Annotated in this window: 8 protein-coding genes; 3 read left to right on the top strand and 5 right to left on the bottom strand. The window is 40.2% G+C overall.

Features of this window, described 5'->3' with window-relative positions:
- Positions 1-12: 12 nt before the first annotated feature.
- From KQH97_RS04435 to KQH97_RS04425, 3 genes are all read left to right on the top strand, one after another.
- Complete coding sequence (locus tag KQH97_RS04435) at positions 13-885, top strand: PHP domain-containing protein (protein ID WP_216552955.1); 873 nt, start codon at positions 13-15, stop codon at positions 883-885.
- A 91-nt stretch (positions 886-976) separates the two neighbouring features.
- The gene (locus KQH97_RS04430; RefSeq protein ID WP_117905156.1) at positions 977-2,149 is read left to right on the top strand and encodes an NADP-dependent malic enzyme; all 1,173 of its coding nucleotides are present in this window, start codon (positions 977-979) and stop codon (positions 2,147-2,149) included.
- 12 nt (positions 2,150-2,161) lie between these two features.
- Positions 2,162-2,407, top strand: a complete 246-nt coding sequence (locus KQH97_RS04425; RefSeq protein WP_022286682.1) for a TIGR03905 family TSCPD domain-containing protein — start codon at positions 2,162-2,164, stop codon at positions 2,405-2,407.
- Between the two features lie 107 nt (positions 2,408-2,514).
- Here the strand turns inward: KQH97_RS04425 and KQH97_RS04420 are convergent, their stop codons facing one another.
- The 5 genes from KQH97_RS04420 to KQH97_RS04400 are packed head-to-tail and all read right to left on the bottom strand — an operon-like array spanning position 2,515 to position 15,245.
- Positions 2,515-3,492, bottom strand: a complete 978-nt coding sequence (locus KQH97_RS04420; RefSeq protein ID WP_216552954.1) for a hypothetical protein — start codon at positions 3,490-3,492, stop codon at positions 2,515-2,517.
- Between the two features lie 32 nt (positions 3,493-3,524).
- A complete protein-coding gene (locus KQH97_RS04415) occupies positions 3,525-4,223 on the bottom strand; it encodes a hypothetical protein (RefSeq protein WP_216552952.1) in 699 nt (232 codons plus the stop codon).
- Between the two features lie 29 nt (positions 4,224-4,252).
- Positions 4,253-14,017, bottom strand: a complete 9,765-nt coding sequence (locus tag KQH97_RS04410) for a hypothetical protein (protein ID WP_216552950.1) — start codon at positions 14,015-14,017, stop codon at positions 4,253-4,255.
- A gap of 35 nt (positions 14,018-14,052) precedes the next feature.
- Positions 14,053-15,003 (bottom strand): hypothetical protein, encoded by a 951-nt coding sequence (locus KQH97_RS04405; RefSeq protein ID WP_216552948.1) that lies wholly within the window; start codon positions 15,001-15,003, stop codon positions 14,053-14,055.
- A 14-nt stretch (positions 15,004-15,017) separates the two neighbouring features.
- Complete coding sequence (locus KQH97_RS04400; RefSeq protein WP_022286677.1) at positions 15,018-15,245, bottom strand: hypothetical protein; 228 nt, start codon at positions 15,243-15,245, stop codon at positions 15,018-15,020.
- Positions 15,246-15,261: the final 16 nt, after the last annotated feature.

Raw genomic sequence — 15,261 nt, 5'->3', positions numbered from 1 at the left:
AGGAACAAAGGTATGACAGGAGATCTGCATTGTCACACAACGCTGTCTGACGGCTCGCTTGGTATAGAAGAGGTCATTGTTCAGGCAAAAAGAATGGGACTTGACTTTCTTGCGATAACAGACCATGACACTCTTTCATCATCAAGCAGAGCGCAAATACTTGGCGAACGTTATGGGGTCAAGGTCATTCCTGCGGTAGAGCTTTCCGCATGGGACAAGAAGCGCAATTCAAAAGTACACATTCTTTGCTATGCGCCTCAGAAGCCTGACAGGCTGGAAGGTCTTTGCCTGAAGTCATGCCAGATAAGAAAAGACTGCGCAAAGGAAATGATAGAAAAGGTGACGGCTAGATATCCTATCCCTGCCGATGCTGTACTGCGCTACACAAAAAGCTCTAAAAGCATTTTCAAACAGCATATCATGAGGGCATTGGTAAATTACGGCTATGCCACTGAGCTTTACGGCTCTGTGAACGACAAGCTTTTTGCATATCCAAACGGCGAATGTCTTGTGACCCGTGAATATCCTGACGTAAACTTTGTGCTTGACCTTATACATTCCGCAAAGGGCGTTGCTGTTATGGCACACCCTGTTATGTTCAACAACACCGAGCTGCTCCTTGAACTTATCGAGGCAGGCAAGCTTGACGGAATTGAAGCATATCATCACTCTGCTACTCCAACTCAACAGCAGAAGCTTGCAGACATCGCAAAGGAACATGACCTGATAGTAACAGGCGGCTCTGACTTCCACGGTCTGTATAACGAAACTATGACGCATATCGGAAGCATGACCACTGATAAAGAAAATCTTGATAAGCTGTTCAAGCTCATTCATATAAATTCACAAAAAGCTAACAAAGCGGCTGTGAAAACAGAGAAATAATATGGTATAATAAAGGGACATTATCATGCGGTAATGTTCCTTTAATGCGTAACAAAGCCTAGTTTGGCTGTAATAGAGAGGACTGTATAAAATGAACGTAATGGAAGAATCACTACAGAAACACAGAGAATGGAAAGGCAAGATAGAGGTCTGCTCGAGAGCAAAGGTAAACAATGCCAAAGACCTTACTCTCGCATATACTCCGGGCGTTGCTCAGCCTTGCCTTGAAATACAGAAAGATCCTGACCTTTCATATGAGCTTACAAGACGTGCAAATCTTGTGGCTGTTATCACAGACGGCTCTGCTGTGCTTGGTCTTGGCAATATTGGCGGTCTGGCAGGTATGCCTGTTATGGAGGGCAAGTGTGCACTTTTCAAGGAGTTCGCAGACGTTGACGCTTTTCCGCTTTGCATAAAGTCCAATGACGTTGACGAAATTGTAAATACTATCGCTATGATATCAGACAGTTTCGGTGGTATAAATCTTGAAGATATTGCCGCTCCAAGGTGTTTTGAGATAGAAGCAAAACTCAAAGAGAAAGTTGATATTCCTGTTTTCCATGACGACCAGCACGGAACTGCTATCGTTGTCGGTGCGGCACTTATGAACGCCTGCAAGGTAGCAAACAAGAAGATAGAGGATATCACACTGGTAATAAACGGTGCAGGTGCGGCCGGCTGTGCTATAGGAAAGCTTTTGCTTTCTCTTGGTATCGGCAATCTTATCATGGTAGACCGTGAGGGAATAATCTGCGAGGGCGACAATTATCTTAACGAGGCTCACGCTGAAATGGCAAAGGTTACAAACAAGAACAAGCTCCACGGCTCTCTTGCTGACGCACTCAAGGGTGCAGACGCTTTCGTAGGTGTTTCCAAGCCAAAGCTTGTGACCGCTGAAATGGTCAGATCCATGAACGATAAGCCTATACTTTTCGCAATGGCTAACCCGACACCTGAGATAATGCCTGACGAAGCAAAGGCGGCAGGTGCGTTTATCGTTGGCACAGGACGTTCAGACTTTCCTAACCAGATAAACAATGTTATCGCTTTCCCTGGCATTTTCAAGGGTGCGCTTGCAGTAAGGGCTTCTGACATCAACGAGGAAATGAAAATGGCTGCAGCAAAGGCTATCGCAGGCTGTGTGCCTGAGGACAAGCTCAATGCGGAATTTATACTGCCGAACTCTTTTGACAGATCAGTACCGGTCGCTGTGGCTGAGGCTGTGGCAAAGGCTGCAAGAGAAACAGGCGTAGCAAGGATATAGGAGGTTTTTCAAATGGCAACGATCAGCTACACTCCAAAGGGAGTATGTTCAAGAAAAATAGATATCGAAGTAGAGGACGGTATCGTAAAGAAAGTGCATTTCACAGGTGGTTGTAACGGCAACACACAGGGTGTATCAAAGCTTGTTGAGGGCATGAAGGTTCAAGACGTTATTGACAGACTTGAGGGTATCGACTGCAACGGACGTGGCACATCATGTCCTGCTCAGCTTGCTGAGGCTTTGAAGTCTGCACTCTAAGCTTTCGTACTGAACATTACACGGATATAAAAAAACGGGCGAACACTGTTCGTCCCTACAGAAAAACGGACTGCATTTTGTTTGCAGTCCGTTTTTTTGTACATATTCTAATTTTCTGTCGCTGTGCTTTGAGTGAAACTCATTGAAACAAATCCCGTTCCATTCACCGTAATATCGGTATGATTACCGTCAGACCACTGCTCCGCACCGTTTATGCCGTTCGTTCGATAGAACTGAATATCATATTGATTTTTCTCGGCAGAATCGACTTTCATAGTTGCAGTGGCAATTTTTGTATTTACATCTGTGGAAACATTTAGGCTGTAAGTGTTTTTAAACCATGGGCTGATGTCAACATAGTTCGTATTCCAAGTCAGGGTGACAGTACCCTCGCCACTGCCTGACAGGCGGTAGTTGAAGCCGTCAAGATCTTTAGGCGAGGTAGCATTGTCAATGAATGTGCCTGTCCATGTTGCTGATGTGTTATCATTTATATAGATAACGCCAAGCTTTGCGGAGAGCGTTTTCAACTCTGCCTGATCTGTAGGTGCGGCTGTCACTTTCATGTATATATCAGACTTTGTGAGCTGTGACTTATCAAAGGTCAGCACAAATTCATGCTTGTTGAAATCATCTGATGTAAGCACAAGTGAAGAAAATTCGATTTTTGAATTACCTTCAAAAGTCTTTTTTTCACCGTTATATTCAACTGAATATTTTGCAGCTTCTTCTCCGGTAACGGCATTTCCGTCGCTGTCCACAAGCTCAACTGTAATGGTGTATGTGATATCCTTATCATTGTGCTTTATCATTGTTTGCGGATAGTTGCACACATTGACTGTCACACAAGGCGAGGTTTCCATACTGCTAAAAGTTATCGTCCTTGGAAGATCATTTTCATCTGTTGTAAGATAATTAGATGAAAACAGCATGCCAGCTCCCTTTTGTGTGGACACAACTCGCTTCACACTTGAAACGCTGGTATAAGCCGCCAAAACGCCAACAGTGCTGAGTGCGGCTGCCGCAAAAGCTATCCATATTGCAAGCCACGATCTTTTAAGCTTTTTTATAAATTTGTCTTTCATAGTAGCCGCCCTCCTTTCTGTCTGGTGATATATTACTTTCTTTGAACTGTCAGGTAGACCATATCAGTTTCTTTATTGTTTTGGACATTTTCATTCCATTTTACTCTTATTATAAAATAATCGCAAAACGGGTCTTTATTGTCAATTACCGTCAGTGCGTCCGATTGCCAATAAAGCGCTTCGGAATTTTTCTGAACATTGCCGTAACTGTCATAAGACTTTTCATGAAGCGTGCTGTCAGCAAGTATCTCCGAGCCTTGTCGGTTGAGATATCTTCCTGGGATCTTAATGCCGTCTATATTGTAATAAAACGTTTTATTCTCTTCATCAGATACATAAACTACAGTATCATTATTTTTATCAGCTTCCGGTACATCTTTCGCACGGTATATCTCATACTCAAAAGGGATATTCGTTGTATGTGCAAGCTGTATTTGATATTTTTGCACATCTGCCCCGCCTATTCCGAAAACAAAGTCTTTATAATTGCCGTCCTCAACGTCAATATCTGCCATTTCAAGATTTGCCACAGATTCTTTGTTTCCTGCGGTGATATAAAGCTGAGTAGGGGCATTTATTTTTGTTGTAAGTGCAATAGAACGTTTGTGAGTAAACCACGCATAAACAGGCAGTGCCACAAGCAGTACCGCCGAGAGAGATACTGCTATGACTAGCTGGAGCTTCTTCTTTTTTTCTAATTTTCTGAATTTTCCAAAAATGCTTTTTGTCATAATTTTCTCCTGAAAATGCCTGCTTATTATTAGTTTATAAAGCCTGTTTCTATTTTTGCGTTGGTGTAAACAACATAGTCGCTTGCGGTAGTTCCATTAACAACTGAGTTGTTGTCATTAAGCAATACTGCGGTAAGCTCAACTCTGTAGTTTGCATAGGTAAGTCCCTGCTCCTCAAAAGCCTTGCCTGTTTTTACTGTAAATTTCGTAACGGCTGTGTTTTGTTCTTCGCCATTATAGTCAGTGGTAAAAACGCACTCCTTGCCATTCAGACCGCTGTTTGATGTGGCGTTTTCCAAAGTAAAGCTGCTGAGATATTTGCTAATATCGTTTGTCTGCTTATATTCGCCGCTATTGTCCTTAACATACAACCTCATTGTATACTGTATTTTTTTGCCACTGTCCCTTGTTGACCGACTCAAAGCAGACAGATCATAGATAGCATTTGCTGTTATTGCCATTTCTTCTGTAGTCATATCTTTGGCATTGATACCAAGCTGCGAAAATGGTGAATCCTTCGACTCAAGAACCGTTGACTCTGCAACGTTATAGTTTAGCTGTGCCACCGTCATTGCCTTTCTATAGTAGCGTCTGGCAGGCATATCTCCACTTGCAGAGATAGAGCTGTTCTCAATATTGTTCTGGCTATATGCAACATAAGACGACGCATTTACGCCTATACCGGTTTTTGTATCCCCGTCCTTACGCTCAGGAAACTGATCTATGATCCCTGCAGTACCATAAGTTAAGCTGATATCAGCCTTGACAGTTATAGAGCCATTTGTGTCACTATTGATATAATTGTAGACCGAATCGGGATACATCAGCATATAGCTGTCTTTAGCTTCTGAAAGTGTTTCCGTCTTGCTTATTTTTGCGTTTGATAACTCTGTGTCTGAACTGTTTAAAATGCTGTAATCAACATTCACCGAAGTTCCTGCAATGATCTTTGCATTAGCTCCCGCATCGTTTTCATCAAAGTTCTTCATAGAGAATTTAAACGCCTGATACATATTGAAATCGTCACTCTTATAGCCATTAAATGTATCTCTAAGACTCTTATCAATGCTTATCTTTGACGTCATTGTCGCACGGACAAAATTATTTGACGCTGTTATCTCCTCTGGGTCATGAGCCGTCACACTTACTAGCTGTGTAAAAAAGTTTGCAATAACATATGCACCAGTGTCATTATTTGTCACTTGAACAAGGTTTGTAGGAATATTGCCATTGAGCTTTCTTGGCTTATTACCGCTATAATAATTCACAAAGTTCTTGATGACCTTTTTTGAACCTTCATTTTCCGGAATGATGATAGTGAGATAATAGCTTTCGCTTATTATCATTTCGTCATTAGCATTTTTGGGTGTATCAATGTTCGCTGAAACAGTTATCTTATAAGTGCCTGTTTCAGCCTCCCCAGCAGGTCTATAATACTTGCCGTCGCTTGTTTTTACAGTAGCTGTAGCTTCATCCGCTTCAACGAGAGTTCCGTCAGATGATTCTTTAGCTGTTACCGACGCATATCTTAACAGTACATCATTCATTGTGACCGGTTTAAAGCCACTTATGTTTGTCAAGTCAAGCTCACCGGTTGTTTTATTAAACTTAGCATCACTTGCGGTAGAATGATAAGTCTTGTCATTGTTATTTGCATCAACAAGAGTTAGCTTTGTATCATCGGTAAGCACACCACTGTCAGTGGCATTATCACCAATAAGATAAAGCTTTTTATCAAAGCTCCAAAGCAGACTATCACCATTATTGAGCATTTTTTCCCATTCGTTAGCGGATTTGTAATAGGAATATTTAAAATAAGTAGTAACAGGTGCATCAAAGCTCTCAAAAGCAAGCTTTGTTTTATCCGTATAGTGAGAATGGTTATAGTCTGTGCCTGAGATAACGTAAGATTGGAAGCTGAAATCAAGCACCTTTCTTACAAAAACAGGAATATGAAGTCTAAGAGCAGTTTTGCCACTTCCCGTTGGGTCGGTATAATCGAGAGTAATGACAGTAAATCTATTTGTGCCGTCATTGTCGTACTGACCGTCTGTGACCTTGAAATATCCTGTCTTGCTGTTAAACGTAAGAGTGCTTTTGTCTGATTTTTTCAAAACATCGTTATCATACACATAAGTCGCTGTGCTTACATTCATAAGATCTGTTGTTTTCAGCTTATTTGAACTGCTGTCGCAAACATCACAATTTGTCAGAACTGAGATATACTTTGCGAGCATTTGCGTGATATTCAACGATGAGTTATCATCAATAAGCAGAACAGGAAGATCGTTTAGCTCCTGAACATCAAGCTCGGAAGCTTGCTTGAATGTTGTAAGCTTTGATTTATCCAAATTCTCTGCATATGTCTTTATGGTACTGTTTATGCCATAGGATTTTTTGGTTGTGCCATTCGTATAAGAAGCAGCGTCACTGATGATAGTCTGCATATCTCCGCCAACAAGATCGCCTGTGAAAATTTTATCACCAGCGGTTTTGCTTGGATTTATGTTGACATAAGGTGAATTGATATCAACGTGCGTGCCGCTTCCCTCACCGATATTTTGAGTATTATTCTGATCGCCGTTATAGTCAGCATGAACTGCGATAAAGTTGGTAGGTATCTGTGAAGCATAATACTGTATATCAGGTAAACAATTCGTGTTATTTACCGATACTCCAATAAATTTAGATGATAGATTTTTATCCATGTTCCAACCTATCAAGTTAGAAACAGACACGCTGTTGTTGCCTTTTACATAGCTTAATTTATTTATGAGAATATCATAAGCATATGTGCTTCCACGGTCATTATGGCCTATCACACCGCCTGCACCTGCACCATTGGACTTATCTTCTGCTGACAGCATAACATTATTGACTTCACAATCAGTTATCTTCAGATCACCGTTAGCTTTTATGCCAACATAACCTCCGATACCTGCATCACCATTTTTAGCAGTTGGTATACCTATCGCTGCATTTTTTACAGCAGACTTTGATATGTTCACAGCCGCATTCTGTTTGCCGACCATTCCGCCTGAACTTATATAGCCATAAACACCGCAAGCTGATGTGTCAGACGTTCCACCATAATAACAGTTCTTATTGACAGACAACTGTTTTTTGTTTATTCCAACGAATCCGCCGGCATTACTTCCATAAACATCGACGCTGACGCTTGTGCTTTCTATTGTGCATACTTCGTTGGACAATCCTATAAGACCGCCCTCGTTCATTGTCTGGGTAGCAAGGGGTTTATTGTCTTTTTTTGAGCCGATAAAGCTGTCTTTATTATAAGGTGTAAGCCGGACATTGCTTATTGTCGTTTTGATATTTGCAGAGCCTACGATCCCGCCTACGCCAAACCAAGTACCTGTGCCTTTATCAAGATTAGCAAATTCAACTTTATTAATTGTTATCTTGGAATCCTTAACATTAAATTCGCTGCCCTTCTGAGAACTTCCCACAAGACCGCCTGTTTCAAATCCGCCATACACATAAACGCCACTGTTTTCAGACTTAACGCCACTTATATTGATATTATTTGTTGACTTTCCTATAAGTCCTCCCACAGTATATGCGCCAGATACCTCAAGATCGTTCAAGGTTATTCCGCTAAACTTGCATTGACCCTGTACTCCGCCAACAATACCACCTGTAGAAAGGTCTTCATTAACATAGGATTGTCCGTCGTTGTTATACGTCTTAACGCTGATCTTGCCGGAAAGCTTAAGACTATCTACAGTCAGAGCATACGTTGAACAGTTTATCAACCCAACTCCTTTTACGGAGGCAAATGCGGTACGATATTTATAGTTATCCACATCTTGGAATTCAATAGTGTTACCGCCCTTGTTATCTGTTATTTTCACAGCATAGGCTTTTATATCTGTATCGAGCTTTATAGTCTTATCATTTCCCTGGATAGTTGACAAAGACAAAGTATATCCACAGTCAATGCCGCCCAGGTTACTATCTGCTGCATCAAACAACTGATTTATTCCACGAAAACCTGTGTCGGTGAGGTCATAGGTTTCATTTCCTGTGAGCTTAACAGTAAATTTCTTACTTTGATCGTGTGCCCACTTTGCTTCATAAAGATTTCCACTTGGCTTTGTATATTTTTTTAGCATTACAGACACTTTATTTTCAAATACTTTGCCATTGTTTGATTCAAGTCTTTGATAATCTGAGATCGCAGTTTTGTAATCTGTATCATCAGAAGTCAATGCAGCTGTACCAACTTTTGAATAGTCTGCATTTCGGGTAAAAGTATAATGACCATAACCGCAAGTATTGTTTTTACGGTCTGTATACCCCATACCGGACTGTGATATGATAGACAGCATAAACAACGCTTGTGCATTAGGCACTTCAATAGTATTGGTCGTGCCGGCAATAACATTTAATTTCTCTTCATCACTTAGCTCACTATTAAACTGCGTGATGAGATAATTTTTCCTGCCATTGTTAAGGTTAGTTGACTTACCAAACGTTTTTCCCTCTTCGATAGCAAAGCCGTTTACAACTCTGCCTATATATGGATTGATAAAAAGATTGGTATATACGTTTTCGCCCACCGCCTCAGTATTGCTGATTGTAAGCGCACTATCTTTGGCAACGTTGCCCATATTTCTGAAAATAACTCCGCCGTAAACGATAGCGCCAACATATCCGCCTGCAGTAATGAGATGTTGTTTGCTGTTATCGTTATTTGCAAATGTTATCTTAGGATTTGTTACCTTGACATTATCAATGATATTATCTCCACCGAACACAACGCCCATAACACCGCCATAATACTCCGTCTTTCCGGTACTATAGTTTAATTTATTATTATTGTTTTTTGAAAGCGTTACTTCTTTGGTATATTTTATATTGATATCTTTTACAACACTTCCGCTGCTGAACCTGATGAGAGGGCTTGCAGAGTTATTGGTGATAGTTGGATATGTTCCGTCGGATCTCTGCTGTCCAACTATAACGCCCCTGAAAACGTAACTGTTTGATGTTCCGCCAAGACCTGCAAAAGAACTGCCAAGAACTATATCATCATCTATCTTGTAATAAGCCTCGCAAAGATATTTGATAAGGTTATCTTTTGAAACGTTTTTCGTTCCGCTTACGAATTTGTCTGAACCATTATAAGTATAGGTTTCATGCTTGGTGCCTTTGCAAAAAGCACTACCAGCATCAACAGTCGATCTATCGGCAGAAGCGTTTGCATTATAGTTTACTTCCCAGCCATTTGTAGGTGCGGCTGTACTGATAACTCGTGCGACCTCGGCAAGAGTAGAAGCGTCAAGTATATACGGGTCAGAGTATGTTCCGCAGCCCTCTATAAGATATGGTCGCTCAAGGTTTACGTCTATCTCATCATAAGTTTTGTCGGTCTGACCTGTAACAGCAGTTTTAGAAACATATGGCTTGTAATTAGCAAAGCTGTATTCCTCTGTTGCGTTATTTTTGACAGGGGAAGTATACCTGTCATCTCTGCTCCAATCACCATGATATTTATTCTGCCTGCTCTTTCCGTCATTGTCAACATTCTTCTTGGTGTCAGACACTTCTTTTCCGTAGGTTACATTATGCTTTGCTTCTGTTCCCCAATCTTCTTCCCATTTATAGTTGTATATTGCAGAAGAGCCTGCGCCGTCAGAGTGCTGAAAGCTTTCAAGCAAAGTAGCATTTTTGAAAATTGAATTTACATCACTTGCGTCAAGCTTGATATTTGAGAAAGTCAGAGATATATTTTGACCATTTTCGCTTCCTACATCGCCTATAAGGCTTGTTGCAGCGTATTTCTGACCGCCTTTGTAATATTGCTCAGCGGTCGTACTGTGTTTTTTCTGTGACACATTTTGTATAGTGATCTCTGTCATGTTGCCTATCTTATTTATAAGCAAAGGGGCATAAGAATTTTCGCCATTTAAACTTAGAGAAGTATCATTCACATACAGATCATCAAGAACGATACTGCCGGTAATTTTGACAGATTTTTTTGTAGTATTGGTGTCGTCAGCAACCGAGCCGCAAACCAATGCACCTGAACCACCATTCACTTTACCGATATTTCCCTTAAAGGTCAGATTACCACTTATGGTAACAGCTCCATTTTCATTTCTGAAAAGTCCGCATTGCATCATGTAATGTTGTGTACGAGAATCATCGTTTTTACTAGGATTAACACTATCATTACCATTCGTATGACGGGGATGGTTATTATTTAACACTTTTTCAGACATATTAAAGCCTTTATTGTCAAAAATAATAGTTGAACTTGAACTAATAGTTAGGTTATTCGTATCAACAGGATAGTAAGAATATCCACGCAGATCTATTGTTTCATCTTTAGGGAAACCAGGGTCTTTATCACAAATATAATTTTTTATGTTTGACGCCGCAAAAACTCTTGCACTCCATACAGTAGCCTTAGCTCCGCCTGTGGAGGCGTTACCATTTTTATATACATCAAGATTATAATAATATCTTGCACTTGGATTTGATTTCCAATCAGTGGCGTTGCTTTTGTCTTTTTTAGTCTGATTCTGATAAGTATTGCACTTCTTTCCGTCCGTATAGAGTAATCGCTCTCCGCTATCTGTAACAGCAGGAATAGAAATTATGGCGTTCTGACCTGATACAGGGTTTGCAGCATCACCATAAATACTTGATCTAGTTATTTCATCAAAATATTCACATTTGCTCAAACTGAGTTCTGTACTGTCATCTATAACATAGCCTTTATCACCTATTCCAGTCAGTTCAAAATATGTTGCATCTGAACCACAAATAGCTTTATTATAATTAATTGCATTCATATAATCAAAACCATATGAATCATAGCTTCTTCCAAATAGTGTTCCTGAAAGCATACCAAATCTAAAGCAACGGCTATTAGAAATTTTAACATCATTTGCGAAATGGATAGTTTTAACATTCCAATATCCTGTTGTTGAAAGAACGAGACCTCCAAGCTCATAACTACTAGCATTTAATTTAGAATTCGATATTTTCAAATCAGAAAGCGTAACCTTGACCCTATACCAGTTATGTCCCAAAAAGCCACCACTTGTGCTTCCTGTTTTATTTACTTTGGTTGTAATTGTCAAACCATTGATGTCTACTTTTTTTATATCTATTTTATTACAAATCGTTGTATTCGTTTTCAATCCTCTGTCATCAACTGCTTTAACTTCAGCAATAAGTCCGCCTACTCTTGCATTAGAGCCTGTATGTTTATCCTCAATTGAGCCATTGACCGTTACTTCATCAAAAACGATTTTTTTTGTAATTTCAGTTTTTGCTCCATCAACAATTCCAATAACTCCGCCCAAAACAGTGCAGTCATTTGCTTTTGTACTGTTATATTTAAGGGTGACATTAAGAGTACAGTTATTGAATGAAATGTCGTTTGTTGCACTAGCAACATCAGCAACATACCCCACAAGACCGCCAACAAAGTTTGTAAAATCACCACTTGGGGCTGCGGTCACATTGGCGGTCACGCTGTCAATAGTCAAAGCTCCGCTGTTGTATGCAGAAACAGAACCAATATAACAAGCATCACCGCCGGAAGCATTGTCGCCAACAATATTGAATTTTGAAACAAGCGTTAAATTGCTTATTTTTGCACCGCTTGTCTTTGCAAAAAGTCCATTATGAGTATGGAAAACTATCTTATCATTTTCTGTTCCCACTGTCATGGTAAGTTTATGACTATTGCCAGTAAGCGTGCCTGTGAAAGTATCCTCACCATTGTCACGCATAAAACCGGTAAGACCTGTGTCGCTTATATCAACATCTGCACTAAGAGTAAAATTCGCCTTAAGTATTGCTGTTTTATCTATAGAATTTTCGCTGTACTTAACAAAATCATTGCTATCATGCTGCATTATCAAAGCCGCACGAGCAAAATCTGCCCTATTGCTTATGGTTATATTATTATTAGGAAATCCATTTATTGTAACAGTATGCCCTGATTCATCAAAAGACAGAACACCGCCAGCACTCTCAAGCATATCGGAATTGTTAAGTCGAAGCACTCCGCCCCAATCCATATCGTCTATGACTTTTGAAGTTGTCCTTGTAAATGACCAGCCGCTTAAGCTATAGATCAAAGCATTGCCTCTATTTCCTACTATCTGACATCCGTTTTTGTTAGGGTCTTTAGGATAAAAGCCTGAAAGGTTTGTTTCACCGCCAAGCCTTACAACGCCATTTTTATTAAATTTGCCAACAATGCCACCTACACTCTGGTTTGCAGAAACATCAGCTGCCGTAACTGTGACATTGCCGCAAACATCAATAAAAGCCTGATCTGCATAGCCCACAAGTCCGCCATAATTATTTTGTGATGATGTGGGATTATTAATACTTATAGTGGTATTCTTGACGCTTACATAAGCCTTGCTGTTATCACCTATCTTACCAATAATGCCGCCAAAATCAAGGGCATTGCATGAGCCAGTCACATCTACAGTAACTTCGCTGAGTGCAAGTTCAGATTTAAGAGAATTGGCAGAATATCTTCCGACAATACCACCATAAAAGCCTGCCCTGACAGTACCCTTGAAGTTTGAAGTAATAATATCATTAGCGGTGCCAGTGATACTAATTTTTACACTATCTGTGCTGTTTGTCAGCACTCCGAAAACAGAGCCAACAGCCGCACTGTCAGCGGTATCTCCTGATGAACAAGCAAGTGCCATTTTCATGCCACTGAATTTTGAAATATCAAATGTCTTTTCGTCGGCTTTACTGTATGTATAAGAGCCGAAAAGACCGCCCGCAGTTACAGAACCTGTAACGCTTCCGGTCATGGTAAGGGTGACACCTTCGCCAACATTTATTTCTGCATTCTCTGCACTTCCCACAAGTCCGCCTGCGTTGTTTGCGGATATATTTACGTCTGTCAAGGCATTGCACTTGTCAATGTTCAACGTTGCACCGACGCTCATTTTTCCAACAAATACACCTGCGTTCGATTTACCTGAAATGTCAAGCAAACCGCTTGACAGGCTTACAGCGAGGCTTGCGTTCTCGTCCATAGTGCCGCAGGCAAGACCGGCATTATCCCCGCCTGATACTTCCGCCTTGACATTATTACTTAGAGTGATGTCCAGATTGACCATTGCTCCATTTTTCATATTGCCTATAACAGACGTGAAAGATTTATAAATTGTAGCACCTGAATCATCTACAGGATCAGCTTTTATTCTCCACTTATTAGCTGAAGCCACATCACCGTGTATAACATTCTCAGCAAGCAAAGCTGAATTTTTTTCTTCCGGTCTAGCAAAAATAATAGTATCTAAATTTGCACTGTCACTAAGATATTCAAACAGAGCAAAATTAATAGGAAGATTAATAGCTGAACCCTCATTTGCTTTGACTGTTCCCATGAAAGGATATTCTTCATTGCCAAGTCCTTTTTCTATTCCTGTAAAATCAGAAGCCTTAAACTGAGATTGGTTGTTTGAAAACAATACAGTGATATTCTGATAAACAGAAGGGTCTGCATTAAGAAGCTTTTTAAAATCTTCTGCATTCTGTATAGTATAAACGCCATTTTTGATATCGTTAGTTATGTCAGTATATGTATCTGCCGCCATAGCCGTAATAGCATTGGTGACAGTTGATACCATTTTGGACACAACACCTGAAATGTCTGCAAGCGGCATACTCGTGACAAGCAATACGGCGGCGGTAACTAAAGAAATAACATTCTTGCGATACTTGCTGTAAAGCTTGCGGCATATTCTATTAATTTTCTGATTTCTATTAGCTTTCACTTTCAACTGCCTCCGTGCAAAGTTAATATTCTTATCTATACGTTTAGTTCAACAAGGATATATTGCACCTTTGTACCTATCTTTTCGTCAGCGTCATTATACATGGAGCTTAGTGATGATAACTGTGCTGTGCTGTATTTATCACCATTAAGTATTTTCTCAATAACTGTTTTATTTTGTTCTTTATCGGCATCACCTGACAAGAACAAGCTTAAATTACCCTTTATATATTTTGCAAAATTCAAACGCTCTTCACTGTTATCACCAAACAGCACATTTTTCTCTGTCAGATTTTCATCTGTGCTTTTCATTAGTATCTGACCAAGCGTGTTCGGCCACACCCAATATACGTTCACTTCCTGCGGAACGTCAGCCTTACAATCTTTAAACGTCCTTGTGAATGTTTCATCACTAAGAAAATCGGAATATGTATGAGTGCTTTCATCATATTTCTCAAAAAACATGATATGTCCATTCATAAATCTAGTTACTTCTTCTTCAGTAACCTTTTCATAAGAAACAGCGTCTTCGTTTTTATTCTCTGCATACCCCGTGATACTCAACTTGAACTGTATCTCCATTTCTCCCGACTGGTTCGGGACAACATAAAAAGTAAGCTTTCCATGACTACCAGGATTAATACCATTCGTCATACCGCTTTCTTCATCAAGAAGCCAGTAGATCTTGTTGTTCTCGTCAGAAGTGATGTTGCTCCCATCAGACACCTTAGAGTAGTCATTGCTGTCAAGTATCTCAGCTTTAAGCACATTGGCACTGCCTACTGTTTTCAGTTCAAATGGCGAATCTACGCTTTTCATTCCAAATGAATCAAGATCAAGGGCTTTATCAATGGTAAACCAAGCCAAGCTGACCGCAATAAGTATAAATGCCAGCACTGCAACTGGTATTATTTTTATAATAAGCAGTTTGCGTTTCTTCTTTTCTTCCTCGCTGTCTGCTTTCTCTATCACTTTACGCTCAGCCAATTTGGCGACCTCCATTATTTCATCGAGTCAAGCTCTTTCTGCAATTCTATCATGTGGTTTCTGCAAGCGGTTATCTCGCCTGTGTATTTGTTGAACCACTCAACGTCCATTTCGTTAGGCTCTTCCTGCAAAAGAATTGCCTGAACCAGTGCTGATTGTGAACGTGATCTCTTACGCTCTATCTCCTCAATAGTAAGTCTGCATTTCTTTATTTCTCTTTTAAGCTGCCCTTTACTGCTCACGTTATTGTCCTCCTTG

Origin of the sequence: Ruminococcus sp. MSJ-25, from assembly GCF_018917825.1 — a bacterium.
GTDB lineage: Bacteria > Bacillota > Clostridia > Oscillospirales > Ruminococcaceae > Hominimerdicola > Hominimerdicola aceti.
Note: the sequence above shows the minus strand (reverse complement) of the source record. Positions and strands in the feature narration are given on the sequence as shown.

Excerpts from the sequence above, each read along its gene's own strand:
- KQH97_RS04415 (WP_216552952.1), bottom strand. The coding sequence starts at position 4,223 with ATGACAAAAAGCATTTTTGGAAAATTCAGAAAATTAGAAAAAAAGAAG.
- KQH97_RS04435 (WP_216552955.1), top strand. The coding sequence starts at position 13 with ATGACAGGAGATCTGCATTGTCACACAACGCTGTCTGACGGCTCGCTT.
- KQH97_RS04420 (WP_216552954.1), bottom strand. The coding sequence starts at position 3,492 with ATGAAAGACAAATTTATAAAAAAGCTTAAAAGATCGTGGCTTGCAATA.
- KQH97_RS04425 (WP_022286682.1), top strand. The coding sequence starts at position 2,162 with ATGGCAACGATCAGCTACACTCCAAAGGGAGTATGTTCAAGAAAAATA.
- KQH97_RS04430 (WP_117905156.1), top strand. The coding sequence starts at position 977 with ATGAACGTAATGGAAGAATCACTACAGAAACACAGAGAATGGAAAGGC.